At 70.1% G+C, this 25694-nt stretch carries 22 protein-coding genes; 10 read left to right on the top strand and 12 right to left on the bottom strand.

Annotation, left to right across the window (positions count from 1 at the left end; all coding sequences use genetic code 11):
* The gene (locus ABZX61_RS11640; RefSeq protein ID WP_355193663.1) at positions 1-2865 is read right to left on the bottom strand and encodes a glycoside hydrolase family 48 protein; all 2865 of its coding nucleotides are present in this window, start codon (positions 2863-2865) and stop codon (positions 1-3) included.
* A gap of 347 nt (positions 2866-3212) precedes the next feature.
* On the opposite strand from ABZX61_RS11640, the gene ABZX61_RS11635 reads away from it, so the two are divergent.
* Entirely contained in the window at positions 3213-5567 is a 2355-nt protein-coding gene (locus ABZX61_RS11635; RefSeq protein WP_355193661.1) for a glycoside hydrolase family 6 protein, read from the top strand.
* Positions 5568-5698: 131 nt separating this feature from the next.
* Here the strand turns inward: ABZX61_RS11635 and ABZX61_RS11630 are convergent, their stop codons facing one another.
* The 5 genes from ABZX61_RS11630 to ABZX61_RS11610 form a co-directional block, all read right to left on the bottom strand.
* Positions 5699-6094, bottom strand: coding sequence for a DUF1992 domain-containing protein (locus ABZX61_RS11630; RefSeq protein ID WP_355193659.1), 396 nt, complete (start codon positions 6092-6094; stop codon positions 5699-5701).
* Positions 6095-6104: 10 nt separating this feature from the next.
* On the bottom strand, positions 6105-7004 hold the full coding sequence (gene folP / locus ABZX61_RS11625) for a dihydropteroate synthase (protein ID WP_355193657.1): 900 nt from the start codon (positions 7002-7004) through the stop codon (positions 6105-6107).
* 45 nt (positions 7005-7049) lie between these two features.
* Positions 7050-7520 carry an ATP-binding protein gene (locus ABZX61_RS11620; protein ID WP_355193655.1) on the bottom strand — a complete coding sequence of 157 codons (471 nt, stop codon included), beginning with the start codon at positions 7518-7520 and terminating at the stop codon, positions 7050-7052.
* Between the two features lie 94 nt (positions 7521-7614).
* On the bottom strand, positions 7615-8670 hold the full coding sequence (locus ABZX61_RS11615) for an NAD-dependent epimerase/dehydratase family protein (RefSeq protein WP_355193653.1): 1056 nt from the start codon (positions 8668-8670) through the stop codon (positions 7615-7617).
* 52 nt (positions 8671-8722) lie between these two features.
* The gene (locus ABZX61_RS11610) at positions 8723-9904 is read right to left on the bottom strand and encodes a zinc-dependent alcohol dehydrogenase (RefSeq protein ID WP_355193651.1); all 1182 of its coding nucleotides are present in this window, start codon (positions 9902-9904) and stop codon (positions 8723-8725) included.
* A 195-nt stretch (positions 9905-10099) separates the two neighbouring features.
* On the opposite strand from ABZX61_RS11610, the gene ABZX61_RS11605 reads away from it, so the two are divergent.
* From ABZX61_RS11605 to ABZX61_RS11590, 4 genes are all read left to right on the top strand, one after another.
* Positions 10100-11149, top strand: a complete 1050-nt coding sequence (locus ABZX61_RS11605; protein WP_355193649.1) for a polyprenyl synthetase family protein — start codon at positions 10100-10102, stop codon at positions 11147-11149.
* A 13-nt stretch (positions 11150-11162) separates the two neighbouring features.
* On the top strand, positions 11163-12104 hold the full coding sequence (locus ABZX61_RS11600) for a 4-hydroxy-3-methylbut-2-enyl diphosphate reductase (protein WP_355193647.1): 942 nt from the start codon (positions 11163-11165) through the stop codon (positions 12102-12104).
* A 30-nt stretch (positions 12105-12134) separates the two neighbouring features.
* Entirely contained in the window at positions 12135-13553 is a 1419-nt protein-coding gene (locus tag ABZX61_RS11595; protein ID WP_355193645.1) for a family 2B encapsulin nanocompartment shell protein, read from the top strand.
* A 68-nt stretch (positions 13554-13621) separates the two neighbouring features.
* Positions 13622-15769: a terpene synthase family protein gene (locus tag ABZX61_RS11590; protein WP_355193643.1), complete on the top strand. Its 2148-nt coding sequence runs from the start codon at positions 13622-13624 to the stop codon at positions 15767-15769.
* On the opposite strand, the gene ABZX61_RS11585 is transcribed toward ABZX61_RS11590, so the two are convergent.
* Positions 15754-16095: an STAS domain-containing protein gene (locus ABZX61_RS11585; protein ID WP_355193641.1), complete on the bottom strand. Its 342-nt coding sequence runs from the start codon at positions 16093-16095 to the stop codon at positions 15754-15756. The two genes, ABZX61_RS11590 and ABZX61_RS11585, sit on opposite strands and share 16 nt — an antisense overlap.
* Positions 16096-16381: 286 nt before the next feature.
* On the bottom strand, positions 16382-16648 hold the full coding sequence (locus ABZX61_RS11580) for a hypothetical protein (protein WP_350723663.1): 267 nt from the start codon (positions 16646-16648) through the stop codon (positions 16382-16384).
* Between the two features lie 427 nt (positions 16649-17075).
* Here ABZX61_RS11580 and ABZX61_RS11575 point away from each other — a divergent pair, with 427 nt between their 5' ends.
* On the top strand, positions 17076-17597 hold the full coding sequence (locus ABZX61_RS11575; protein WP_355193639.1) for a C40 family peptidase: 522 nt from the start codon (positions 17076-17078) through the stop codon (positions 17595-17597).
* Positions 17598-17775: 178 nt separating this feature from the next.
* On the opposite strand, the gene ABZX61_RS11570 is transcribed toward ABZX61_RS11575, so the two are convergent.
* Positions 17776-18042, bottom strand: a complete 267-nt coding sequence (locus tag ABZX61_RS11570) for a hypothetical protein (protein ID WP_350723666.1) — start codon at positions 18040-18042, stop codon at positions 17776-17778.
* 405 nt (positions 18043-18447) lie between these two features.
* Here ABZX61_RS11570 and ABZX61_RS11565 point away from each other — a divergent pair, with 405 nt between their 5' ends.
* Complete coding sequence (locus tag ABZX61_RS11565) at positions 18448-18912, top strand: hypothetical protein (RefSeq protein ID WP_355193637.1); 465 nt, start codon at positions 18448-18450, stop codon at positions 18910-18912.
* 99 nt (positions 18913-19011) lie between these two features.
* Here the strand turns inward: ABZX61_RS11565 and ABZX61_RS11560 are convergent, their stop codons facing one another.
* Positions 19012-19458: a helix-turn-helix domain-containing protein gene (locus tag ABZX61_RS11560; RefSeq protein ID WP_355193635.1), complete on the bottom strand. Its 447-nt coding sequence runs from the start codon at positions 19456-19458 to the stop codon at positions 19012-19014.
* Complete coding sequence (locus ABZX61_RS11555) at positions 19455-20072, bottom strand: type 1 glutamine amidotransferase family protein (RefSeq protein ID WP_355193633.1); 618 nt, start codon at positions 20070-20072, stop codon at positions 19455-19457. Before ABZX61_RS11555 ends, ABZX61_RS11560 begins: the two co-directional genes overlap by 4 nt.
* A gap of 61 nt (positions 20073-20133) precedes the next feature.
* Between ABZX61_RS11555 and ABZX61_RS11550 the strand changes: the two genes are divergently transcribed.
* The gene (locus ABZX61_RS11550) at positions 20134-21480 is read left to right on the top strand and encodes an NERD domain-containing protein (protein WP_355193631.1); all 1347 of its coding nucleotides are present in this window, start codon (positions 20134-20136) and stop codon (positions 21478-21480) included.
* Positions 21477-21995, top strand: coding sequence for a GNAT family protein (locus ABZX61_RS11545; RefSeq protein WP_355193629.1), 519 nt, complete (start codon positions 21477-21479; stop codon positions 21993-21995). The genes ABZX61_RS11550 and ABZX61_RS11545 overlap by 4 nt, the downstream gene beginning before the upstream one ends.
* Here ABZX61_RS11545 and ABZX61_RS11540 read toward each other — a convergent pair.
* The gene (locus ABZX61_RS11540) at positions 21992-24682 is read right to left on the bottom strand and encodes a BTAD domain-containing putative transcriptional regulator (protein WP_355193627.1); all 2691 of its coding nucleotides are present in this window, start codon (positions 24680-24682) and stop codon (positions 21992-21994) included. The two genes, ABZX61_RS11545 and ABZX61_RS11540, sit on opposite strands and share 4 nt — an antisense overlap.
* Positions 24683-24790: 108 nt before the next feature.
* On the opposite strand from ABZX61_RS11540, the gene ABZX61_RS11535 reads away from it, so the two are divergent.
* The gene (locus ABZX61_RS11535) at positions 24791-25687 is read left to right on the top strand and encodes a M23 family metallopeptidase (protein ID WP_355193625.1); all 897 of its coding nucleotides are present in this window, start codon (positions 24791-24793) and stop codon (positions 25685-25687) included.
* Positions 25688-25694: the final 7 nt, after the last annotated feature.

Below are 25694 nucleotides of genomic sequence, written 5' to 3'. Positions count from 1 at the left end.
TCACGGGAAGAGCCGTCCGTACTCGCCCAGGGCGACGGCGACGTCCACCTGTGCCCAGAACCGGTGGTAGTTGAAGACCGGCGCGGGGCCCGTGCCCTTCAGGAAGGCGTCGACCTTCGGCCAGTCCGGGTCGTTCTTGTAGAAGGACCTGATCGAGATGAACGTCGAGCTGGAGTTGATGGTGTCGCCGTTGGGCATCTTGCCGCTCCAGCCGGACGGCACGTAGACCGGGTCGTCCACGCGGTTGTAGTCGGTCTTGGTCTCGGCGACCGACACGCCCTTGGCGTCGCGGTTCTTCCACACGCCGTCGAGCAGCGCCTTGGCCATGTTCTTGGCCGCCGTGTTGTTCGCCTTGGCCGCGTAGTACATGAGCACCTTGGCGTACGCGCCGGCCACGCCCACGTCGTTCGTGTAGTCGGCGATCGTCACGTGCAGGCCGGGGTTGGCCGGAGGCATCCCGGAGGTGGCGGTGAAGTCACCCACGGGCTGACCGGTCCACCGCAGCGTGGACGGGATCTGGTACGAGCCGTCCGCGTTGATGGTGGTGTTGTTCATGGCCCAGGTGACCCACTTGTCGAGCACCGCCTTGGCGTCGGCGTTCCCCGAGGCGTAGTACAGCTCGGCCACCCGCTCCATCGTCCACGCCTGGAAGCCGAACCACTGGTTCGACGGCGGGTCGTGGTAGACGGGCTGCCAGTCGTAGGTCAGGCCGTGGAACTTCGGCAGGCCGGCCGGCGGCGTCGCGTAGTGGCCCTCCCAGCTGTTGGTCGCGCCACCGGCGATGGCGCCCTCGGCCGACTGCAGCCAGCCGTAGAACTGCAGCTGCCGGGTGAGGCTGGTGCTCCAGTCGGCCACGCCGGTGCTGCTCTTGGGCTTCAGCTCGGTCACGTTCGCCAGCGCCCAGGCCGCGAGCGGGTTCTGGTAGCCGGAGTGGTTGTGGCTGGAGCCGATGCGCCATGCCCAGCCGGCGCTGGAGTCGGTCGCGCCGCCCCAGGCGTAGTACCAGCTCAGCAGGTAGTTGGAGGAGTCCTTGCCGGTGCCGGCCGCGCACTGCGGGCTCGTGCAGCCGGGCTTCTTGAAGTACTTGTCGTACATCGCGTAGCGCAGGTAGTCGCCCATCTTCGCGGCCTTGGCGACCGACCCGGAGATCTGCGACTCCTTGCCCTGCGCCTTGGCCCACGTCTGCGCCCAGTACGCGGCCTGCACGGCGCGCGCGTCGGCGTCGGGGGCGTTGGTGTACCTCCACTGCTTGGCGTAGGAGCTGTCCTTGATGAACAGGTCCAGGTAGCCGTTGGTGCCGCCGTGCTTGAAGGTGTCGCAGGACGGCTGCGGGATCGTCTCGAAGACCGACTCCTCCGGGCCGCGCTGGTAGGTGTTGATGTAGGCGGGCTTGGTGGTGCCGTCGCCGCAGCGGCCGAAGCCGTAGGTGTTGTCGACGTCGAGCAGCCAATGCATGCCGTAGATGTCGCGGGTGCCGTACGCGCTCTGCAGCTCGCCCGCGATCGGGTCGGTGCCCGGGGTCACGCCGGTGTCGAGCGGGCTCGGGTAGTTGCTGATCTGGTTCGACTCCGGCGCGTACGTGGCCGGCTTGTTCGGCGTGTAGAAGGAGTTCGTCGGCTGGTCGGCCGCGGCCGGGATGATGTACTTCTCCATCGAGGTCCAGGCGTTGTTGAACTTCGTCCAGTCGCCGGTGACCTGCCCGTAGACCGCCTCCAGCCACAGGTAGTAGCTGTAGGCCTCGGACGTGGTCTCGTGCCCGTGGTCCGGTGCCTCGACCATGAACGTCTCGATCGAGTGGTACGGCACGCCCTCGGGCGAGAAGTAGCCGTTCGCCGGGTCGTGGAGCTCGTTGTACATCTCGACGAAGCGCTGGACGTAGGTGTTGTTGCCGCCGACGTCGTCGTCCGCCTCGGTGGCGGTGACGTCGACCGCGGTGTAGCCGGTGGCGCTCACCCGGAACACGCCGGAGCCGGCGGTGGTGTCGCTGTCGTTGGCCGCCGCGAGCGTGACGTTCTGCGCGGTGTTCCAGTTGGACGGCGTGAAGGTCAGGCTGGCGCCGCCGGAGACGGTCAGGTCGGTGTCACCGCTGGCGCGTGCCGTGGTGACGGTCACGTTGGCCGAGGGCGCCTGCGACAGCTTCACGCTGAAGCTCGCGGTCCCCGCCTCCGGCACGGACAGGCTCGTCGGGCTCACGACGAGCGCGGGACCCGTGTTCTGCGAGACCGTGATCCCGACCGGCGCCGAGGTGGTGGTCGCGCCGCCGTTGTCGGTGGCCCGCGCGGTGATCGAGTAGCTGCCGGCCGCCACGTTCGTCCAGCTGTAGCTGTACGGCGCCGAGGTGTCGGTGCCCAGCAGCGTGGAGCCCTGGTAGAAGTCGACCTTCGAGACCGTGCCGTCGGAGTCGGACGCGTTCGCCGCGATCGGCACGGTGGCCGGGGCGGTGAACGTCTGCCCCGCGGTCGGCGAGGTCAGCGACACCGTGGGCGCGGCGTTGGCGCCGCCGCAGGTGACCCCGTTCACGCTGAACGTGGTCGGGTTCGGGTTGCTGCCGGTCCAGGTGCCGTTGAAGCCGATGGACACGGACGCGCCGGTGCCCAGGCTGCCGTTGTACGGCATGTTGGTGGCCGTGACCCGCGTGCCCGACTGGCTCCAGTTGGCGCTCCAGCCGGTCGGGGTGTACTTCTGCCCCGTGGTCGGGAAGTCGAAGCCCAGGTTCCACGAGGTGATGGGGTCACCGGTGTTCTTCAACGTGATGCTCGCGGTGAAACCGCCCTGACCGGGGCTGCTGGTCCATTGATTGGCCGTGTACGTCACGTCGCACGCCACGGCCGCCTGCGCGGGTCCGGCCGACACTGCCGAGGTCACACCCGCCACAAGGACAAACGTCGCGGCCACGGCCAGTCGCCGCGATAAGCGGGAGAGAAGGGGAGAAGGTCTGTACTTCACGGGGTCTCCATGGGAGTAGAGGAGTGGGAGCGCTCCCAAACGGATTGTGGGTGCCCCCACGCGTATGTCAACGGAATGGCGGTCCGGTAACCCCCGTGTTTCCTCTCACCAGGGTGCCCGGGATGAAAGTTTCATCCGCGTTCCGGGGCATTCAACGAGCATGCGGCGCGGCGGACACCTCCGCGAGCATCGCCCTCTGTACACGGATGGAACCACGACAGACCATGGGAGCGCTCCCAGCCCTCTAACACTGGAGATGATCGCTCGTGAGACTCCAACGCGGCCTCCGCAAATGGGCCGTGACCGTGACCGCCGCGAGTGTCGCGGCCTTAGGGCTCGTCGTCGGCCAGAGCACGGCAGCCAACGCCGCCGTCGCCTGCGACGTGACCTACTCTGCCAACTCGTGGACCAGCAGCCCCGGCCAGGGCGGTTTCACCGCGAGCATCACGTTGAAGAACACCGGTGACCCCATCACCTCGTGGAACCTGGGCTTCGACTTCCCGACCACGGGGCAGAAGTACACCCCGACGGGCTGGAGCGCCAACTGGAGCCAGTCGGGCACGCGGGTGACCGGGACGAACATGCCGTACAACGGCAGCCTGAGCACCGGGGGCTCGGTCTCCATCGGCTTCAACGGCACCTGGACCGGCAGCAACCCGAACCCGACCACGTTCACCGTGAACGGGGTCACCTGCGGCGGCGGCGGGAACCCCACCACCCCGTCGGTGGTCACCTCGGCCAGCTCGGTCGCGGTGAACGAGGGCGGCACGGCGACGTTCACGGCCCGGCTCTCCTCGGCCCCGTCCGCCAACGTGACCGTCACCACCACCCGGGCCAGCGGTGACACCGACCTGTCCGTCAGCTCGGGCGGCTCGCTGACCTTCACCCCGTCCAACTGGAACACCGCCCAGACCGTCACCCTGGCCGCGGCCCAGGACTCCGACACGACCGCGGGCACCGCCTCCTTCACCGTCGGCGGCACCGGCGTCACCCCGGCCACGGTCTCGGCCACCGAGGTGGACGACGACGCCGTGGTGGAGCAGTCGATCATCGTGACGCCGACCGCGGTGACCGTGCCCGAGGGCGCCACCGCCACGTACACCGTGCGCCTGGCCGCCGCGCCGACCTCGAACGTGACCGTCACCTCGACGGCGGGCACCGGCGACACCAACATCACCGTCTCCGGTGGCGGCAGCCTCACCTTCACGTCGTCCAACTGGAACACCCCGCAGACGGTCACCCTGGCCGCCTCCGAGGACTCCGACACGGCCAACGGCAGCCGCACCATCACCGTCGCCTCCACCGGTCTGACCTCCAGGACGGTCACCGCCACCGAGGCCGACAACGACGGCGGCACCACCCCCGGCGGCCACGTCGAGAACCCGTACGCCGGCGCCACCGGCTACGTCAACCCCGACTGGAAGGCCAAGGCCCAGGCCGAGCCCGGCGGCTCCGCGGTGGCCAACACCTCCACCGCCGTCTGGCTGGACCGCATCGCGGCCATCGCCGGCTCCTCCTCCGCCATGGGCCTGCGCGCCCACCTGGACGAGGCCGTCAGGCAGGACGCCGCCAACGGCTCCGCGCCGCTGACCGTCCAGTTCGTCATCTACGACCTGCCCAACCGCGACTGCTCGGCGCTGGCCTCCAACGGCGAGCTGCTCGTCGCCGAGAACGGGCTCAACCGCTACAAGACCGAGTACATCGACCCGATCTCGGCGATCATGAGCGACTCCGCGTACGCGAACCTGCGCATCGTCACGATCATCGAGCCCGACTCGCTGCCCAACCTGGTCACCAACCTCAGCTTCGCCAAGTGCGCCGAGGCCAACTCGTCCGGTGCCTACGTCGACGGCGTCCGCTACGCGCTCAACAAGCTGCACGCCATCACCAACGTCTACACCTACATCGACGCCGCCCACCACGCCTGGCTGGGCTGGGACTCGAACTTCAACCCGTCCGTCAACATCTTCTACAGCACCGTCGCCGGCGCCACCGCCGGTGTGGACAGCGTGGACGGCTTCATCGTCAACACCGCCAACACCTCCGCGACCACCGAGCCGTACTTCACGATCAACTCGACCGTGAACGGCACGTCGGTCCGGCAGTCCAAGTGGGTGGACTGGAACTGGTACGTCGACGAGGCGACGTTCGCCACGGGCCTGCGCAGCGCCCTCATCTCCAAGGGCTTCAAGAACGGGCTCGGCATGCTGGTCGACACCTCGCGCAACGGCTGGGGCGGCTCCGCCCGCCCGAGCGGGCCGAGCACCTCGACCAACGTGGACGACTTCGTCAACCAGTCGCGTACCGACCGCCGCATCCACGCCGGCAACTGGTGCAACCAGAGCGGTGCTGGTCTGGGCGCGCGGCCGACCGCCAGCCCCGCCGCCGGGTTCGACGCCTACGTCTGGATCAAGCCTCCGGGCGAGTCGGACGGCGCCAGCTCGGACATCCCGAACGACGAGGGCAAGAAGTTCGACCGGATGTGCGACCCGACCTACCACGGCAACAACCTCAACGGCAACAACCTGACCGGCGCGCTGCCCAACGCGCCGCTGTCGGGACGCTGGTTCTCGGCGCAGTTCCAGGAGCTGCTGAGGAACGCCTACCCGCCCGTCAACTGACGACCGTCAGGGCCGGGGGCCATCGCCCCCGGCATGAGCCCGAGAGACCCGCCTGACCCGGGTCTCTCGGAGGGACCCGCCTGACCCGGGTCCCTCGATTCACCCGAAGGGGCCCCGTCCGCGGGGCCCCTTCACCTTTGAGCGCTGCGCCACTCCGAGATGATCTTGTCGACGTCGAAGGGCATCAGGTTGAGCGGCGGGCCCGACAGCCCCGTCCTGATCGCGTCGCGGATCTTCTGGTTGATCTCGTCGAGGATCCGCCGTACCTCGGTCTCCGACCTGGCCCCGCGCGCGTGGGCCAGCGCCTTCTCCGCCTGCTTGCGCAGCGCCAGCGTGGGCGGCAGGGGCATCGACAGCCCTTCGCTCTCGATCTTCTGCTTGATCCACCACATGTCGTCGTGCGGCCGGTCCGGCAGCGGCTTGCCGGCCCCGGGCAGGTCGTCGAACTCGCCGCGCTCCTGCGCCTCGCGGATCTGCCGGTCGATCCAGCTCTCGAACGGCATGCCCAGGGGTTTCCGCTCGGTCAAGACGGCCTCCTCAGGCCAGGTTGTGACTCGGGGTCAGCGGGCCACGCCAGCCGAGCATGGCCTCGGTCATGCGTACGGACGCGACCGTGGCGGCCACGTCGTGCACCCGCAGGATGCGGGCGCCCTTGACGATCGAGAAGACGTTGGCGGCGATCGTGCCCTCCCTCCGCTCCCCCTGGGGCCGGTCGAGCGTCTCGCCGATGAAGTCCTTGTTGGACAGGGCCACCAGCGTCGGGTAGCCGATCGCGGTGATCTCCTCCAGCCGCCGGGTGATCTCCAGGGAGTGGAAGGTGTTCTTGTTCAGGTCGTGGCCGGGGTCGATGATGATCCGGTCCGGGGCGATCCCGGCCTCCAGCGCGTACGCGACCCGCTCGCGCAGATAGGCGGCCACCTCGGCGACGACGTCCTGGTAGCTCGGCCGGAAGACGCGCCTGCCCGGGCCGCCGAGGCTGTGCGTCACGATCACGCTGACCCCCGACTTGGCCGCGAACTCCGCCATGCCGGGCTCGCGCAGGCCGTTGGTGTCGTTGATCACGTCCGCGCCCGCCTCGACGGCCGCCCGCGCCACGTCGGGCCGGTGGGTGTCGACGGAGATGACGGCGTCGGTGGCCTTCCTGACCTCGGCGATGACCGGCGCGACCCGGTCGATCTCCTCGTCCGCGCCGATCTGCGCCTGGGCCGCGCTGAAGGCGAACCCGCCGATGTCCACCCAGTCGGCCCCGTCGTCCACGGCCCGGCACGCGGCCGCCACGGCGTTGTCGAGCTCGAACGTGCTGCCCTGGTCGTGGAAGGAGTTGGGCGTCCTGTTGACGATGGCCATGACGGCGACCTGGCGCGCGAAATCGAACTCCCGCCGCCCGATGCGCCGGACGGGCGAGATGATCCCCGGGGAAAGCGCTTCGCCGCTCACGTAGCGAGCCTACCTGGCACCCGACCACCCGGCGCGGAGCGGGGGTCAGGCCATGAAACGGCCGAAGGGGCGGCAGCCGGCCATCACGCGGATGCGTTTCATGACCTCGTGGGCCGCGCGCTCGGGCCCGCCCGGCAGCCGCATCGTGAGCAGGACCGTCGTCCCCCCGGGACCGGTGTCGAAGTCGGCCGTGTCGCACAGCCGGCGGATGAGGTAGATCCCCCTGCCGCCCTGCGCGAGTTCGAGCGGGGTGATGCTGCCGTTGACGTACCCGTCGGGGATGCCCCGCCCCTCGTCGGACGTCTCCGAGCGGATGACGCCGTCCACCGTCCACAGCTTGAAGTACCCATGCCCACCCCCGTGCTCCACGGCGTTGACGACGCTCTCGTGCACGGCCAGGACGAAGTCGTCCAGCCGAGGGCTGCTCAGCCCGCAGCTCCTGGCGCACTCGGCCACGGCGCGGCGCAGCCTGGTGACGTCGTCGAGGGCGAAGGGCTGGGCCATCAGGGTCCGCATGCGCTCCCTCCGTGTCGTCCGACAGGGCGGCTACAGGGCGGCTCTCGCGCTTCAGGACCTCGCGTCGTGTGTCACGTTCCCCGGAGGAGACGACTTACACCCCGGACGCCCCACCGACACCGGCGGCGAGCTCCTTGACGCGGCCGACGGGTCCGCCGTCGGGGGCCAGCGGCGCGGTGTCCATGCCGGCCCCGTCGTGCAGCCCCTCGAACAGCTCCCGCACGGCCTCCCACGACGGGTGCCGCGGCGTCCACCCCAGCACGTCCCTGGCGCGGTCGGTCTTCATGATCGGGGCCCGCAGGACCAGGTCCAGCAGGCCGGGCGCGGCCGGCAGGAGCCGCAGGTGCCAGGCCGCCGACATGACCGTCCTGGCCACGGCGGGCGAGACCGGGACCGTACGGGTGCCGAGCAGCTTGGCCAGGTCGGGCGGGTCGAGCACGGGCGCGGCGGCGAGGTTGAACGCCCCCCGCACCTCCTTGGTGACGGCCAGCCGGTACGCCTCCGCCGCGTCCTCCGCGTGCAGCGCCTGCAGCCGCAGGCCCGGGATGTCCGGCACGAACGGGATCCGCCCCTCCTTGATCAGCCACCCCGGCACGAACGGCCCGCCGAACAGCCTGCGCTGCTCGGTGGCGGCCACCCGCTGGAAGACGAACCCCGGCCGCATCCGCACCACCCGGATGCTCGGGTGATCGTTCTCGAAGACGTCGAGCACCCGCTCGACGTACGCCTTCTCCCGCCCGTACGCGGCCCCCGGCCAGCCGTGCGTGGGCCAGCTCTCGTCCACCGCCCGGTCCTCGGGCCCCGGCGAGTACGCGCCCACGGACGAGGCGTGGACGAGCGCGGGCACCCCCGCCTCGGCGACGGCGCGGAAGACGCGCATGCTGCCCAGCACGTTCGCCCGCCAGGTCGTCGCCGGGTCCCTGGTGGGCTGGAACAGCCACGCGAGATGGACGACGGCGTCCGCCCCGTCGAAGATCCGCGTCAGATCCGCGGTCGCGACGTCCGCCTGCCGCCAGTCGGTGCGGTCGATCCGCCATCCGGGCAGCCGACGGGCGACCCCGACGATCGAGGTCACGCCGTCGTCGGCGGCCAGCGCACGCACCAGGCTGGTGCCGACGTTGCCGGTCGCACCCACCACAACGACTCTCATGGGTGCTTCGCTGCCCGCCGATCGGGCAGCGAAACCCCTCTGACCTGCCAGATTATGGCTGGAGCAGGATCTTGACGGCTCCGTCGGACTTCTTCTGGAACATCTCGTACGCGAGGGGCGCCTGCTCCAGGGGCATCCGATGGGTGGCGAGGTCCATCACGCCGAGCGGATCCGACTCGTCGGTCACCAGCGGCATCAGCGCGCTGGTCCACCGCCGGACATGGGTCTGCCCCATGCGCATCGTGATGCCCTTGTCGAACATGCGCAGCATGGGCATGGGGTCCGTCATGCCCCCGTAGGTGCCGACGACGGAGATGACGCCACCGCGCCGTACGGCGTCGATGGCCTGGTTGAGGGCGGCGAGGCGGTCGACGCCCGTGTGCGACATGAGCGGCGCGGCCACCGCTCCGGGCAGCATCGTGGTGATCGTCTGGGCGAGCTTGGCGGCCGGGGAGCCGTGGGCCTCCATGCCGACCGCGTCGACGACGGAGTCCGTGCCGCGCCCGGAGGTCTGCTGCCGGACCTCCTCGGGGACGTCGGTGACCTCGCTCGCGTCGATGACCTCGATGCCGTGGCGGCGGGCCATCTCCAGGCGCTGCGTGACGCCGTCCACGCCGATCACCCGGTGGCCGAGGTGGCGGGCGATGCGGCAGCACATCTGGCCGACGGGACCGAGGCCGAAGACGGTGACGCTGCCGCCCTCGGGGATGTCCGCGTCCGCGACGGCCTGCCAGGCGGTCGGCAGCACGTCGGACAGGTAGAGGAAGCGCTCGTCCGGCGGCCCCTCGGGCACCTTGATCGGGCCGAACTGCGCCTCGGGCACCCGCAGGTACTGGGCCTGCCCGCCGGGCACCTGGCCGTAGAGCTTGGTGTAGCCGTACAGGGCCGCTCCGGTGCCCTGCTCGCGCACCTGCGTGGTCTCGCACTGCGCGTAGAGCTGCATGTCGCACATGTGGCAGTGGCCGCAGGAGATGTTGAACGGGATGACCACGCGGTCACCCGGCTTGATGTTCTCGATCGCGGAGCCGACCTCCTCGACGACGCCCATGGGCTCGTGCCCGATGATGTCGCCCTCGGCCATGAACGGCCCGAGCACCTCGTACAGGTGCAGGTCGGAGCCGCAGATCCCGGTGGTGGTGATCCTGATGACCGCGTCGTTGGGCTCCTTGATGGCGGGGTCGGGAACCTCCTCGACCCGGACGTCGCGCTTGCCGTGCCAGGTGACTGCCTTCATGGTGCCTCCTTACGGAATAGCCACAAATGCCGCATACCCGGACATATGCCATCAAATCGGCAGTGGCTCCAGGTGTCCTCCCGACACGCCTGGATCTTGGCAAAGGGCGAACGCTCCGCGCCAAAACGCTTTACACGCTCTGTATTGGGTGAGTAACTATTGGTAGCTGACGCCCTGACAGAAGGAGCCGCGCGCATGCCGGTGAGCTTCACTCAGCACAACGTTGGATCACGCATCGACCGTCGCCTGGCCGGTTTCCTCGAGACCTGGCGAGCTCCCGTCGACGACCCCGACGTCGAGGCGGCGTACCAGTTGCTCACCGACTTCGTCCTCAACGGCGGCAAGCGCGTCAGGCCGCAGCTCTGCTACTGGGGCTGGCGGGGCGCCGGCGGGGGCGACGGGGACGAGATCATCACCGCCGCCGCGTCCCTGGAGCTCTGCCACGCGGGTCTGCTCATCCACGACGACATCATGGACGGCAGCGAGCTGCGGCGCGGCCGGGCCACCGTGCACAGGAGCCTGGCCGGGCTGCACCGCGGCCCGGGCTCGGACGCGTTCGGGCAGGCGGGCGGCATCCTGCTCGGCACGCTGAGCCTGGCCTGGTCCGACACCATGCTGTCGTCGTGCGGCGTGGAGCCGCACCGGCTGCGGGCCGCGCACCACGTGTTCGACACCATGCGCACCGAGGTCATCAGCGGCCAGTATCTCGACGTCCTGGCCCAGCTCCGCTCGGGCGCGAGCGTGGACGAGGCGCTCACGGTGATCCGGTTCAAGACCGCCAAGTACACCGTCGAGCGGCCGCTGCAGATCGGCGGCGCGCTGGCCGGGGCCTCGCTGGAGCTACTGGAGTCCTACTCGCGCTTCGGCCTGCCGCTGGGCGAGGCGTTCCAGCTCCGCGACGACGTGCTCGGCACGTTCGGCCTGGAGTCGGAGACCGGCAAGTCGGCGCTGGACGACCTGCGCGAGGGCAAGCACACCGTGCTCGTCGCGCACGCCGTGCTGCGGGCCACCCCCGCCCAGCTCGCCCATCTCAAGAGCTGGCACGGCAACCCGGAGCTGACCGAGGAGCGCGCCGAGGAGCTGCGGCAGATCCTGCGCGACACGGGAGCGCTGGCCGAGGTCGAGGAAATGATCGAAGACCGTGTGCGCGAGGCCGTGACGGCGCTGGCCGCGGCGCGGATGGAGCAGGACGCGGCGAGAGCGCTGGCCGTGCTGGCCGACCAGCTCGCGCACCGCACCAAGTAGAGGGGTTCCCCAGATGGGACAGGTTCTTCTCGCGGCCCCGCGCGGCTTCTGCGCGGGTGTCGAGCGTGCGATCAGCACCGTCGAAGAGGCGTTGAGACGCTTCGGTCCACCGGTCTACGTGCGCAAACAGATCGTGCACAACACGTACGTGGTCGACGACCTCACCCGGCGCGGCGCGATCTTCGTCGAGGAGCTGGACGAGGTCCCCGACGGCTCACTGGTCGTCTTCTCCGCCCACGGCGTCGCGCCGGCGGTGAAGGACGAGGCGGGAGTGCGCGGCCTGCGGACGATCGACGCCACCTGCCCGCTGGTCACGAAGGTCCACAAAGAGGCCGTACGCATGGCCGAGGCGGGCTACGAGATCGTGCTCATCGGCCACGCCGAGCACGAGGAGGTCGAGGGCACGTTCGGCGAGGCCCCCGAGCGCATCCACGTCGTGGACCCGGCCAGGCCCGACGAGCTGACGGCGGGCGGCTCGCGCCCGATGAGCTGGCTGTCGCAGACCACGCTGGCCGTGGACGAGACCATGCAGGCCGTCGCCGAGCTGCGCAAACGCTTCCCCCAGCTGGTCGACCCGCCCAGCGACGACATCTGCTACGCCAGCCAGAACCGCCAGGAGGCGATCACCAGGATCGCCCCTCGGTGCGAGCTGGTCATCGTCGTCGGCTCCGCCAACTCGTCGAACTCCCGGCGGCTGGTCGAAGTGGCCCTCAACGCGGGCGCGGGAGCGGCGTACCTGATCGACCGGGCCGCCGACGCCGACGAGCGCTGGCTCGACGGCGTGCGGACGGTCGGGGTCAGCTCCGGCGCCTCCGTCCCCGAGCGGCTGGTCGGGGAGTTACTCGGCTGGCTCGCCGCCCACGGATACGACGACGTGGAGCCGGTGACCGTGGCCGAGGAGACCCTCACGTTCTCCCTGCCGCTCGAAATCCGATCCACCCGCAACCCCGGCTAGGTCCCAAACCCAGATTGGTGGTGCAGCACGATGACCGAAACGACCAACTCGCCCACACCTGAGGCCGCCAACGGCAACAGCCAGCTCAGCCTCAGCACCGAGGCCGCCAGACAGCTCGCGACCACGACCAAGACGGCGCCGCAGATGCAGGAGATCACCTCCCGCTGGCTGCTGCGGCTGTTGCCGTGGGTGCAGTGTTCGGGCGGTGTGTTCCGGGTCAACCGGCGGCTGACGTACGAGCTGGGTGACGGCCGCATCACGTTCAGCACGACCGGTTCGGACGTGCGGGTCATCCCTGCGGAGCTCACCGAGCTGCCCATGCTGCGCGGCTTCGACGATACGGAGGTGCTGGGGGCGCTGGCCGATCGTTTCGCCCAGCGTGAGGTGGAGGCGGGCGAGGAGATCGTCTCCGAGGGCCGCCCCGTTGACCGGCTCGTGCTGATCGCCCACGGCCGGGTGGCCAAGGTGAGCCGCGGCGCGTACGGCGACGAGCAGAACCTCGGCGTCCTGGCCGACGGCGACTATCTCGGTGAGGCGACGCTGACGAGTGGCGGCAGTTTCGACTTCACCGCGCGGGCCAAGACCAAGACCACCGTGCTCACGTTGTCCCGGCAGGACTTCGAGCAGCTCGCCGACCAGTCTCCCGGCCTGCGCGAGCACCTGGACCGGTGGCTTTCGGCGAGCGGGGAGCACGCCCACAACGACTACGGCGAGGCGGCGATCGACCTGTCGGCCGGCCACAGCGGCGAGCCCGTGCTGCCCGGCACGTTCGTGGACTACGAGCTGAGCCCGCGCGAGTACGAGCTGAGCGTGGCGCAGACGGTGCTGCGGGTGCACACCCGGGTCTCCGACCTGTACAACCAGCCGATGAGCCAGCTCGACCAGCAGCTCCGCCTCACCATCGAGGCCCTGCGCGAGCGGCAGGAACACGAGATGATCAACAACAAGGAGTTCGGCCTGCTCAACAACGCCGACTTCGGCCAGCGCATCCGCACCCGCTCCGGCCGTCCCACCCCCGACGACCTCGACGACCTGCTGGCCACCGTGTGGAAGGACCCGGCGTTCTTCCTCGCGCACCCGCAGGCCATCGCGGCCTTCGGCCGGGAGTGCAGCAAGCGCGGCGTCTACCCGCAGTCCATCGAGGCCTTCGGGCACAAGGTGCCGGCCTGGCGGGGCGTCCCGATCTTCCCATGCAACAAGATCCCGGTCTCCTCCACGTACACGACGTCGTTCCTGCTCATGCGTACCGGCCAGGAGAACCAGGGTGTCGTCGGCCTGCACCAGACCGGCATCCCCGACGAGTACCAGCCGAGCCTGTCGGTCCGGTTCATGAACATCAACGAGCAGGCGGTCATGTCCTACCTGGTGAGTGCGTACTTCTCGGCGGCGGTGCTCGTGCCTGACGCGCTCGGCGTGCTGGAGGACGTCGAGGTCGGCAGGAACGGCTGAGCGAGGAACCGGACGGCCGGCACCGCCTGCGCGCGGTGCCGGCCGATCACTTACATGGAGGAGCTGCCATGAGCCAGCCGTTCGAACTGCCGGACTTCTACATGCCGTACCCGGCGCGGCTGAACCCGCATCTCGAAGAGGCTCGCGCGCACTCCAGACAGTGGGCGCGCGACCTGGGCATGTCCGAAGGCTCCGGCATCTGGGAGGAGGCCGACCTCGACGCCCACGACTACGCGCTGCTGTGCTCGTACACGCATCCCGACTGCGACGCCGTCGAGCTCTGCCTGGTCACCGACTGGTACGTGTGGGTCTTCTTCTTCGACGACCACTTCCTGGAGGTCTTCAAGCGCACCGGCGACCTGGCGGGCAGCAAGGCGTACCTCGACCGGATCGCGCAGTTCATGCCGATGGGCGATGACCTGACCATGCCCGAGCCCACCAACCCCGTCGAGGCGGGCCTGGCCGACCTGTGGGTGCGTACGGTGCCCAGCAGGTCCGCGGACTGGCGAGCGCGCTTCGCCGAGAGCACCAGAAACCTGCTGAACGAGTCCCTCTGGGAGCTGGCCAACATCAACCGGGGGCGGGTGGCCAACCCGGTCGAGTACATCGAGATGCGCCGCAAGGTCGGCGGGGCTCCCTGGTCGGCGGGGCTCGTCGAGCACGCGGTGGGCGCCGAGGTGCCCGCCCGGCTGGCCGGGACCCGGCCGCTGCGGGTGCTGAAGGACGCCTTCGCGGACGCGGTCCACCTGCGTAACGACCTGTTCTCGTACGAGCGGGAGGTCGGGGACGAGGGTGAGCTGAGCAACGGCGTGCTGGTGCTGGAGAGGTTCCTGGGATGCGGCACGCAGGAGGCCGCGGACGCGGTCAACGACCTGCTGACCTCGCGGATGCAGCAGTTCGAGCACACGGCGCTGGGCGAGCTGGGCCCGCTGTTCGTGGAGTACGGCGTCGACCCGCTCACCGCGGCCGGCGTGCTGGCCTACGTCAAGGGGCTGCAGGACTGGCAGTCGGGCGGGCACGAGTGGCACCTGCGCTCCAGCCGGTACATGAACAAGCAGGTCGCCGCCCGCAAGCCGCTGGGCATGCCGTCGATCGTCAACATGCTGGGGGCCAAGCGGCTGCGTAACTTCACGTACGTGCCGTACCAGCGGGTGGGGCCCTCGCGGATCCCCGACCTGCCCATGCCGTTCCAGGTCCGGCTGTCGTCCCATCTCGACGCCGCCCGGCGCAACACCGTGGCCTGGTGCGGGGAGATGGGGATGCTCGACTCGACCCTGTGGGACGAGCAACGGCTCGTCGACCTCGACCTGCCTCTGTGCACCGCGGGCCTGCATCCGGACGGCAGTCCCGAGGAGCTGGATCTGGCGTCGTACTGGATGGCGTGGGGCACGTACGCGGACGACTACTTCCCGGCCGTCTTCGGCCGGTCCCGCAACCTCGCGGCGGCCAGGATCGCGGTGGAGCGGTTCTCGGCGTTCATGCCGCTGGACGGCTCGCCCCCGCCGACGCCCGCGAGCGTGCTGGAGCGGGGCCTGGCCGACGTCTGGGCGCGTACGGTGGGGCCGATGCCGCCGGAGGGGCGCCGCGAGCTGCGCGAGGCGGTCGAGAGCACGTGTCTCGCCTGGCTGTGGGAGCTGGGCAACCAGTTCGCCAACCGCATCCCCGACCCCGTGGACTTCGTCGAGATGCGCCGGCAGGCCGCCGGCAGCGAGCTGACCATGAGCCTCAGCCGGATGCGGCACGGCCGGCGGCTCCCCCGTGAGCTGCGCGAGAGCGGGCCGATCCGGTCACTGGAGAACACCGCCGCCGACTGCGGGACGCTGATCAACGACGTCTTCTCCTACCAGAAGGAGATCGAGTTCGAGGGGGACCTGCACAACGGCATCCTGGTGGTGCAGCACTTCTTCGACTGCGACTACCCGACGGCGCTCGGCATCGTGACCGACCTGCTGGACTCGCGGGTGGGCCAGTTCCAGCACATCGTCGAGCACGAGCTGCCGGTCGTCGCCGACGACCTCGACCTCGACGCGGACGCCCGGCAGGACCTCGACGCGTTCGTGGACGGGCTGCGTAACTGGGTGGCCGGGGTGTTCCACTGGCACCACCACTGCTCCCGGTTCGACGAGGCCTCGCTGCTCCGCCACAACCGGGTGCCCGAGCGGCGGCTGGGCGGGCCGACGGGCCTCGGCACCTCGGCGGCCTACGCGGGCAGGTGATGGGTGCGGGGCTCGTAGAACCAGCCCATCATGCGAAGCAGTCGCCGCTGGTACGGCGTGACATTGTGCAGGCGGATCCACCGCTCCGTGGGCGGCAGCGTGGGCATGACGAGCACCCGCAGGCCGGAGACGTCGATGAAGGTCAGCTCGCCCGTGTCGACGACGATGTACGCGCCCTGGCGGCACCCCGCCAGGGTGTCGGCCACCGCGGGGCTGTTGGAGGCGTCGATCTCGCCGACCAGCGCGACGGCCGGCGGTCCGGGCGCAGCGCGCACCGTGATCGTCAGCTGCCCATCCTGGTAGAGCAACCGCTCTTGGACGCTCACGCTCTTCGCCCCCCAACACGCACGCTCTGGGGGTGTAATCCGGTCTCTGGCAAATAACCAGAACCCAGGTTACACGAAGTATGTTTGGCTATGTAATTTTCGCCGGAAAATGACCGAATTACGGGGAAATTATGAAGGGCACGGCATGGCCGTGCCCTTGACTGCTGCGAAAGATCCGACTCGGACGGTGCCGCCCCGGCCCGGGGAGCGCTCCGATAAGGTGCCGCCACGGGTGCCGCCACAGGGGCCGTGGCTACCGGAGCGCCCTCACGTCAGGCGTACGCGCTCAGTTGTTGTCGCCCACGTGGGACTGGTTGTTGAGCAGGTTGACGTCGAGGTCCTGCAGGTGACCGATGGTCGCGGCGTCGATGTACTTCACGGAGTCGTTGAGGACGTCGTTGGCCAGCGTGAGGTCGTCGAGCAGGCTCAGCTGACTGAGGATCTGCTGCTTCTTGTTGAACGCGTTGGGACCGACGTCGGCGGATGCGCTCGTGGCCGAGAACCCGAGCAGGCAACCCGCGATCGCTGCACCAGCGAGAATGCGACGCATCATTTCTTGTTTCTCCTTCGTCGGAATTTGCGCGGGATGCGCGTCATCGTGAATCACTCGCACCGGCCTGCGAGATTCCAGGAATACCATTTCGCGGCGCCTCGACGGGCCGCAACCCGACTGTGCTAAGCCGGAGTCAAATGCGCGCACCAATTCCTTGATTGTTGATCATGGGTGGTCCGGATATATACGACAAGCACGCATTTGCCCTGGGGTGGCGTAGGGGCAGTTTTTCAGCTTATGGCCATACGGACCTCCCGTATGGCCAAAGTCCGTTTTATCGCTATACAGAAGGAGGAATGCTATCGGGAGAACGGGCCGGCGGAGGCAGGTCGACGGGAGCGCTGAATATGTCATGAATAGAACACGGCGGCTGCTGCCAATAGCACTGGCACCGGTGATTCTGTGCGCGGTTCCGGCCATTCCCGCGATGGCCCGGCGATCGGCGAGCGGGGCGATCGCGATGCGTGCGGCGATAGAGATGATCGGCGTCCCGTACTCGTGGGGCGGCGGCGGGGTGAACGGCCCCGGGTTCGGCACCGGAAGAGGTGCGAAGACGTGGGGATTCGACTGCTCGGGGCTCGCGGAATACGCGTGGGCGCGGGCGGGGGTGTCGATCGGCTCGACCACGCGGGAGCAGTGGCGCTCCGGGATCCGGATACCCAAGGAGCGGGCGGAGCCGGGGGATCTGATCTTCTTCGACAGCGACTCTCACAGCCCCGGGCCCGAGCACGTCGGCATCGTCGTGGACGCGACGCGGATGGTGCACGCCCCGTACACCGGGCAGTCCGTCCGGGTGGACCCGCTCGGCAGGCGTACCCTCCTCGGCGTGGTCCGGCCGAGCGACACCTGGATGAACGGCCACGCGCCGAGCTCCGCGGCCTCGGACGGCGGCGACGCCCCGAGCTCCGCCGCCGTGAACGGCCACGCGGCCCAGGTCGTCCTGCAGTGATCGACCTGGGCCGCGGGACGGAGAGCTCGGTGCGCACCGGGCCCGTGCCGTGGGTTCGCGAACGTCCACGGCCCGTTTTCGCGGTTCACCTCAAGGCACCAGGAAGACGACCTTGGCCGGGCGGAGTCCCTCCCGGGAACCGCCGATCGGCTTCCTGCCTACGCCACGAGAGGAGCCGTCAGTTGTTGTCGCCCGTGTTCTCCTGGTTGTTCAGGATGTTGGCATCGATGTCCTGCAGGTGGAGGAGGGTCAGGATGTCGACGTACTTCACGGAGTCGTTGAGGACGTCGTTGAGCGCGGTCAGGTCGTCCAGGGCGCTCAGCTGACTCAGGATGGATTGCCCGCTGTTGTGCGGGTTGGGGCCGACGCTGGCCGAGGCTCCCGTTGCGGAGAGACCGAACGCGGCGGCCGCGATTGCTGCACCGGCCAGAATGCGACGGATCATGTGTGGTTTCCTCCATGGAACGGCGCCGGAATTCAGCGCCTAGTCGTTTGTGCAGGGCTGTGAGGTGCCGGAAATAACCATCGCGGCAGGCGGCCGGAACTGCAACTCAAAAAGCCCACCTCGAAGTCAAGGCGGCACCTCGCTTTCTTGGCACGGAGTTTTCCCGACCGTCGCCGAAACGGGACTCACGCGCAGGGTTCGAAGCCCTTTTGGCGGGATTTATTTTGGCCCGTCGCGCACCCGATGGGCCGAACCTGCACTGTCGTTTAGGAAACGATCACCCGAAACTTGAGAAGCGCCCCTACGCCTGCCGGCGTACCCGGAGAGCCCTCCGGAGGCTGACGTGCCGGGCGAACAAAGCGTCGATGATGGCCGGCGAGTTCACTCATTGCGGAGGTGAGATCGATGCGGCCGAGTATCCGCAAGACGGTCATGGTTATCCATGTCATCGCGTCCGTCGCGCTGGTCGGAGAGGTGTGGGGCCTGGTCGTGCTGAATACGGCGGCGGCCCTGACAAAGGACGCCGGACTGGCGCACGCGGCCTATCGGCTGATGCCCGCCTTGGTCTTCGCGGGCGGCATACCGCTCAGCCTCATCGCATTGATCAGCGGCATCACACTGGGGCTGACCAGCCATTGGGGGCTGTTTCGCTATTACTGGGTGGCGGCCAAGCTCGTACTCCTGGTGGCCGTGATCTGCGTGGGCATGTTCCTGTTCGACCCCGAGGGAATGGCGGCCGCCACCGAAGGCGCCGCCGCCGTCCCCGCCACTCGCCAGTGGGGGCAGGTGGCCGCACTGGGGACGCAGATCGCCATGCTGATGACCGCGACCACGCTCTCGGTCTTCAAACCCCGCCGCAAACTCCGGTGACGGCGGGGTGGGCGGCGGGATTCAAAAACGACCATGAATTCCACCCGCCGCGGCCCGCTCCGCCGCATCGCCAGGCGGCGCCGGCCGGGGGCGGCGGGGTCAGGAGGGGGTGGTGAGGCGGTCGAGGGTGGTGGAGAGGAGGTGGAGGGCGGCGAGGCAGTCGCGGGCCGCGTCCACCCCCATCTCCGCCACCAGCCGATCGGCGAAGGCCTGGTGGCCGGGGTTGATCTTGGCGACGGCCGCGCGCCCGGCGGCCGTGGGCTGGAGGAGCTTGGCGCGCCGGTGGGCCGGGTTGGGCTGGTATTCGGCCAGCCCCCGCTCCACCAGCAGGTCCGCGATCCGCTGCACCCCCTGCCTGGTCATCCCCATGACGCGGGCCACCCCCGCCACCGGGAGCGGCTCCCGCAGGACCGCCCCGAGCACCTGCCACCAGGCCGCCGTCATCCCCGCCGGGCGGGCCAGCCCTTCGGCCACCTGCAGGAACTGCCCGTTGAGCCGGAACGACCCCAGCGCCAGGCCCGAGACCAGCTCCCCCGTGTCGGTCATGCCGCCATCAACACCCCGAACGCCGCCGGGTCGCTGCTCGCGAACAGCCGGAACCACGCGTCCAGCACCTCAGGACGGTAGATGTCGAGCCGGCGGAAGATCTCCCGCGCGAACGCCACCGGCTCCGTGGGACCAGCCGTGATGAGGTCGCCCCCGAGCACCGCGTCCCGGTCGAGGTAGTGACCGGCGCCGGCGTAGCCCTCCTGCGCCTCCAGATACTGCACCACCGCGCTCGTGTGATCACGCGAGTCCAGGAGCCCTTCGCGGGCGAGCCCGGCGGTGGCGCCGCAGATCGCCGCCACCGGCACCCCCGCGTCCAGGAACTCCCCGGCCTTGGCGGCGAACGGCGCCAGCGACGGGCCGGCGTCCCACAGGTCGGCCCCGGGCAGGATGAGCAGCGCGCTGGAGGCGGGCGAGAGCTGGTCGAGCGCCAGGTCCGGGGTGACGCGCAGCCCGCCCATGCTGACGACGGGATCCGTGGTCAGCCCCACGGTGACGATCTCGAAGCCGCCCGGCTCGCGCTGGTAGCGCCCGTTGCGGAGGTGCGCGGTCGCGTGACCGGTCTCCCAGTCGGCGAACGTGTCATAAACGGCGTGGTGCACGATTCCCTTCATGACAACATCCTGTCATTTCGACAACATGCTGTCAATGCACAATCGTGGGAGGATACCTCTCATGGCAGAGATCGTCGGCGGGGGACGTCCGGTCAACGACGCCGAACGGCGGGTGATCGCTTATCTGCGCGACCAGGCGCCCGCCGACTGGCTGCTGCTGCACAACATCGAGGTTCCGCGCGGCCACGACGTCTTCGAGGTCGACCTGATCGTGCTGACCGGCCACTCGATCGTGGTCGTCGACGTCAAGGGCACCCGGGGCCGCATCGAGGTGTCGGGCACGCGCTGGTTCCCGCCGCGCAGGGAGGCGTTCGGCTCTCCCGTGGCCAAGCTGCGGGGCACCGCCAAGGCGCTGAAGGGCCTGCTGGTGTCCAAGGCCACCCAGCTGGAGCGGGTCTACGTCGACAGCCTGGTCGTGCTCTCCTCGCCCGACGCCGAGCTGATCGACCCGGCCGGGCGCGACGCGATCAACGTCACCGACCTGCCCCGCCTGCTCGCCACGCTGAGCGACGTCTCCAGGGTCAGGCGCGGCTGCAGCCCGGACACCAAGCCGTACCTCACCGCGATCCTCGACGCGCTCAACCAGAGCGTACGCCGCAGCACCGCGCCGCCGAGGTTCGGCAACTGGGAGGTCGAGGAGCAGCTCGGCGGCGACACCAAGATCACCGAATACCGCGCGTTCAACGCCACGCTGCCGGGCAGCGAGACCGTGCTGCTGCGGGTCTACCAGGCCGACCCGCTGGCCGACCACCACGCGCGGGCGGCCGAGCGGCAGCGCATCGCCAACGCGTACCAGACCCTGGCCAGGATCCCCCCGCACCCGTGCGTGGTGCGCTCGCGCGACTTCTTCGCCATCGACGACGAGAGCCGGTTCGTGCTGGTGCTGGACGACGTGCACGGCGAGACGCTGCAGCTGTCGCTGGGCAAGGGCGCCCGGCTGGGCGTGATCCAGGACCTGCTGCGCGGGCTGGCGCACGCCCACGCCCACGGCGTCGTCCACCGCGCGCTGACCCCCGCCTCCGTCCTGGTCACCGACGACGGGCACGCGGTGCTGACCGGGTTCGACTACGCCAAGCCGGGCCCGCGCAACTACACCGTCGCCCACGAGCTGGGCAACGTGCTCGACGCGCACTACGTGGCGCCCGAGTGCCAGGAGCGGCCCGACCTCATGACGACCGCCTCCGACGTCTACGCGGCCGGCGCCATCGCCTACCAGCTCCTCACCGGCCAGTTCCCGACCAGCGCCGACGCCCACGGTCCCGACGTGCCGGAGGTCGTGCGCCGGATGCTCGACCACTCCCCGGCCAAGCGCCCGACCGCCGCGGAGGCCCTTGACTCCCTTGAGGGCGCCCCGCTCCAGGAGTCCCGCCTCAAGCGACTGGTACGTCGTCTAGTGTCCCGATCATGACTGTTCGCCTGCGTCCTGTCGAAGAGGACGACCTGTCCTTCCTGCACCGGCTCACGAGCGACCCCGGCAGCTCGGGCGAGTTCCAGTGGTACGGCTTCCAGAATCCCCATCGCATGCGCACGCGCTGGCAGGAGAACGGCATGCTGGGCGACGACGGCGGCAGCCTGATCATCGCGAACGGCGACGAGCAGGTCGGTTTCCTGGTGTGGAGCAAGCACGTCGCCAACCGCGCCAGCTACTACTGGGAGATGGGGCTGATCGTGGCGCCGGAGCACCGCGGCCAGGGCCACGGCACCGAGGCGCAGCGGCTGCTCGCGCGCTACCTGTTCGACCACTCGACGGCCAACCGGATCGAGGCGTCCACGGAGATCACCAACGTGGCCGAGCAGCGGGCGCTGGAGAAGGCGGGGTTCACCCGCGAGGGCGTCATCCGCGGCGCCGGCTTCCGTGCCGGGGAGTGGCACGACGGTGTGCGGTACAGCATGATCCGCTCCGACCTCGGCGGAAGGCCCTAGACGGGCAGGCTGCGGCGCAGCGCGCTGGCGTGGCTGAGATAGGTGCGCGCCAGCCCCGTACGACCGGCCGAGCGGTACAGCTCGCCCAGGAGCTGCGTCGAGGAGGCCGCGCCGCTGAGGTCGCCGAGCTCCTGGAAGATCTCCAGCGACCTTTCGAGCCCGGTGGAGGCCCGCGCGAGGTCACCGCGCGCCGCCTGCAGCCCGGCCAGGCTCTGCAGCGCGTACGCCCCGCAGTGCCGGTCCCCCAGCGACTCGAAGATCTCCAGAGCGTGCTGGTGGAACGACATCGCCTGGTGCAGGTGCCCCATCTGGAGGCGCACGCACCCCTCCCGATGGGCGTCCCCCAGCTCCTGGGCCAGCCGCATGGCCTGGCCGAGCGACTCCGACGCCTGCTCCAGGTCCCCCGACTTCAGGCAGGCCCGGCCGATGGCCTGGCGGGCGAACGCCTCGCCGTGCCGGTCGCCGGTGGCCACGAAGATGGCCAGCGCGTTCCTGAAGTGGATGAGCGAGTGCGCGGGCCGGCCTCTGAACTGGCTCACGGCCCCGAGCCCGCAGATGGAGGTGGCCTCGGCCCGCCGGTCGCCCAGGTCGCTGAATATCTGGCGGGAGCGGGTGAAGCCGTCGGCCGCCTCCTCGTAGCGGTCCTGGTAGAGGCTGACCTGCGCCAGGCCCCTGAGCATGGCGGCCTCGCCGTACCTGTCGCCGGCCGCCCGGGCGGCGGCCAGCGCGGCCGTGTGGGTGCGCCGCCAGGTGCCGAGATGGCAGTGCAGGTCGAGGTACGGGACCATGGCCGCGGCCAGCCCCCACGCCGGCTCAGCGAGGCCCGACCCCGCCGCCAGGTCCACCGCCCCGGCCAGCGCCTCGTGCTCGGCCTCGAACCACGCGACCGGGTCGGCCGTCAGCCGGTCGAGGGTGCGGTCGGGCAGCCGCCAGCGCGGCGCCCGGGCGGCCGTGAGGCTGAACACGGTGGTCGGCAGCCGCGCCATGGCGTGCTCCGCGGTCGCCGTCCACGCCGCCAGCACCCTGCCCACCGCGTCCAGCCGGGGTTCTCCGAGAGGGAGGACAGGAACGCGTTCGAGCGCGTGACGGCCGATGAGGTCGGGGACGCGGTAGCGCGGCTGGCCCACCGCGTCGGTGCCGACCAGGTCCAGCAGGCTGACGTCCACCAGCAGGTCGGTCACGTCGTCGGCCCCGTGCCGCCCGAGCGCCGCGTCGACCACCCACCCGGGCTGCGCGGACGCGCCGAGCAGGCCGAACGTCGCGAGCGTACGAGCGGCCTCGGCGGGCAGGCGCGCGTACCCGTTGTCGAAGCTGGTCCGCACGTCCCGTAGCTCGCCGAGCCAGTCGTCCGCCAGCCGCTGCCTGAGCACCGACAGCGACCACCCGGGCCGGGCGGCCAGGCGCGTGCCCGCGTTCCTGACGGCCAGCGGCAGCCCGCCGCAGGCGGCCACGATGGCCAGCGCGGCCTCGCGCTCCCGGGCCACCCGGTCCCCGCCCGCGATGGAGCCGAGCAGGGACAGCGCCTCGTCGGGCGCCAGCGGTCCGAGCTGGACCAGCACCGCGCCGGGCAGCTCGGTGACGCGGCGGCGGCTGGTGACGATCACCACGCTGCCGTCGCCGGGCAGCAGCGGGCGCACCTGGTCCGCGTCGCGGGCGTCGTCGAGCAGCACCAGCATCGGCCGTTCGGCCAGCAGCGACCTGAACAGCGCGGACCGCTCGCCCACGGTCGGCGGCACGCCGGGAACGCCGAGCCCTCGGAGCGCCTCGGCCAACAGGTCGCCCGGCTCCCGCAGGCCGAGCTCCAGGTGGAGCTGCCCGGCGGGGTAGGCGCCGCGCAGCGCGTGCGCCGCGTGCACGGCCAGCGCCGACTTGCCCGAGCCCGGCGGCCCCGAGATCACCGCGACGGTGAACGGCCGGCCCAGCGCGGCCACCTCGCCGGCCCGGCCGGTGAAGTCGGGAAGGCGGGGCGGGAGCTGGCGGGGCACGGTGGGCAGCGCCTCGTCCGCCAGGATCAGCTCGTACGCCCCGCGCAGGTCGGCCCCCGGCTCGACGCCGAGCTCGTCCACGAGCTGGGCCCTGACCGTGGCGTAGGCACGCAGGGCCTCGGCCTTCCTGCCGCCGCTGTGCAGGGTCAGCACCAGCCGCCCCCACAGGTCCTCGCGGTACGGGTGCTCGGCCAGCAGCCCGCGCAGCTCGGACACGGCCCCGTCGTGGTCCCCGCGCTGGATCCGCCGGTCGATCAGCGCCTCGGCGGCCCACAGGCGTACCCGGTGGAGGGGTTCGAGGCGGCGGTCCCAGACGGGGCTGCCGGGCAGGTCGGACAGCGGCGCCCCGCGCCACAGCGCGAGCGCCTCGGCGAACTCGCCCCGGTCGACCAGGGCCTCGAACTCCAGCAGGTCGAGCGCCCCCGCCCCCACGTCGATCGCGTAACCGACCCCGTCGGCCCGGAGGAGCGCGGGCCCGAGGTCGGAGCGGAGCGAGCTGACGTACGTACGGAGGTTGGCCTGGGCGGAACGCGGTGGGCGGTGCGGCCAGAGCACGTCGGCGAGCCGATCGGCGCCGACCACGCGGCCCGCGTCGAGCAGCAGCGTCGCCAGCAGCATGCGGGGCTTCCTGCCGGAGATCCGGACGGGACGGCCATCGCGACGGACCTCCAGCGGCCCGAGCACATGGAAGGTGACCGGCACATCGGCTCCTCTACGGAGGTCTGACAGCTTCCTGTATCGGTTCTGGACGATTCCTGTGCGCTTTGTCCAGACCCTGGTCTCAGAGATCCCACGGGAAAGGATCACCCCATGAAGCTCGGCGCAGCAATGGTCGCGGGCCTCGCCTTGTTACTCAGCCTCGGTACGACGTCAGTCGCCGCGGCCGACCCCGTGCCGGGGGCGGACGCCCAGATCCTGGCCACGAACTTCCAGCTCCCGTTCCCCTGCAACCAGACGTGGACGGGCAACTCCAGCAACAGCAGCGCGCACCAGTCGTGGGAGATCGACTTCAACCGGGGCAGCACCGCGGACGCCGACCTCGGCGACACCGTGGTGGCGGCCGCGGCGGGAACCGTGGTGATCTCCGCGCACCAGGGCTCGACCAACGGGTACGGCAACCTCGTCAAGATCGACCACGGCGGCGGCTGGACCTCGTACTACGCCCACCTGAACTCCCGTACGGTCAGCGAGGGCCAGGCGGTGTCGCAGGGCCAGCAGATCGGCACGGTCGGCAACACCAGCAAGCCGGGCAACAACATCAGCCCCCACCTGCACTACGAGGTGCGGCTGGGCACCAACTACCCGGACAACATCCAGAAGGCCGTCTTCAACGGCGTCACCTTCGGCTACCCGCAGCAGTCGGTGACCTCCAAGAACTGCGGCAACCCGCACACCCCGACGGAGGTCTGCGGCTCCGGCTACGACGTGATCGACTCGGCCACGCTCGGCAGTGACGGCGCCGTCTACCTGCTCTACAACTCCTCCAACGGCAACAACTGCGTGACGACGCTGAAGTACAAGAACGTCGGCACGGCCACCGCCACCACGGCCTACCTGGAAGTGGCGGGCAGTACGAGGAAGACGGACTCAGGCAACTTCGCCTACTACGCGGGACCGGTCATCGCCTCGGCGTCCGGCAAGTGCGTCAAGTGGGGCGGCAAGGCCGGCGCCTCGACCTACGACAGCCCGCTCGAACACTGCGATTGACGATGCG

This window comes from Nonomuraea sp. NPDC003709 (assembly GCF_040610775.1).
Lineage (GTDB): Bacteria > Actinomycetota > Actinomycetes > Streptosporangiales > Streptosporangiaceae > Nonomuraea > Nonomuraea angiospora_A.
The sequence above is the reverse complement of the archived record's forward strand: the minus strand, read 5'-3'. Positions and strand labels throughout refer to the sequence as shown.

Coding starts and splice junctions, on each gene's coding strand:
- ABZX61_RS11590 (WP_355193643.1), top strand. CDS start 13,622: ATGAGCCAGCCGTTCGAACTGCCGGACTTCTACATGCCGTACCCGGCG.
- ABZX61_RS11580 (WP_350723663.1), bottom strand. CDS start 16,648: ATGATGCGTCGCATTCTCGCTGGTGCAGCGATCGCGGGTTGCCTGCTC.
- ABZX61_RS11575 (WP_355193639.1), top strand. CDS start 17,076: ATGGCCCGGCGATCGGCGAGCGGGGCGATCGCGATGCGTGCGGCGATA.
- ABZX61_RS11565 (WP_355193637.1), top strand. CDS start 18,448: ATGCGGCCGAGTATCCGCAAGACGGTCATGGTTATCCATGTCATCGCG.
- ABZX61_RS11550 (WP_355193631.1), top strand. CDS start 20,134: ATGGCAGAGATCGTCGGCGGGGGACGTCCGGTCAACGACGCCGAACGG.
- ABZX61_RS11610 (WP_355193651.1), bottom strand. CDS start 9,904: ATGAAGGCAGTCACCTGGCACGGCAAGCGCGACGTCCGGGTCGAGGAG.
- ABZX61_RS11605 (WP_355193649.1), top strand. CDS start 10,100: ATGCCGGTGAGCTTCACTCAGCACAACGTTGGATCACGCATCGACCGT.
- ABZX61_RS11560 (WP_355193635.1), bottom strand. CDS start 19,458: ATGACCGACACGGGGGAGCTGGTCTCGGGCCTGGCGCTGGGGTCGTTC.
- ABZX61_RS11615 (WP_355193653.1), bottom strand. CDS start 8,670: ATGAGAGTCGTTGTGGTGGGTGCGACCGGCAACGTCGGCACCAGCCTG.
- ABZX61_RS11570 (WP_350723666.1), bottom strand. CDS start 18,042: ATGATCCGTCGCATTCTGGCCGGTGCAGCAATCGCGGCCGCCGCGTTC.
- ABZX61_RS11555 (WP_355193633.1), bottom strand. CDS start 20,072: ATGAAGGGAATCGTGCACCACGCCGTTTATGACACGTTCGCCGACTGG.
- ABZX61_RS11620 (WP_355193655.1), bottom strand. CDS start 7,520: ATGCGGACCCTGATGGCCCAGCCCTTCGCCCTCGACGACGTCACCAGG.
- ABZX61_RS11595 (WP_355193645.1), top strand. CDS start 12,135: ATGACCGAAACGACCAACTCGCCCACACCTGAGGCCGCCAACGGCAAC.
- ABZX61_RS11535 (WP_355193625.1), top strand. CDS start 24,791: ATGAAGCTCGGCGCAGCAATGGTCGCGGGCCTCGCCTTGTTACTCAGC.
- ABZX61_RS11545 (WP_355193629.1), top strand. CDS start 21,477: ATGACTGTTCGCCTGCGTCCTGTCGAAGAGGACGACCTGTCCTTCCTG.
- ABZX61_RS11600 (WP_355193647.1), top strand. CDS start 11,163: ATGGGACAGGTTCTTCTCGCGGCCCCGCGCGGCTTCTGCGCGGGTGTC.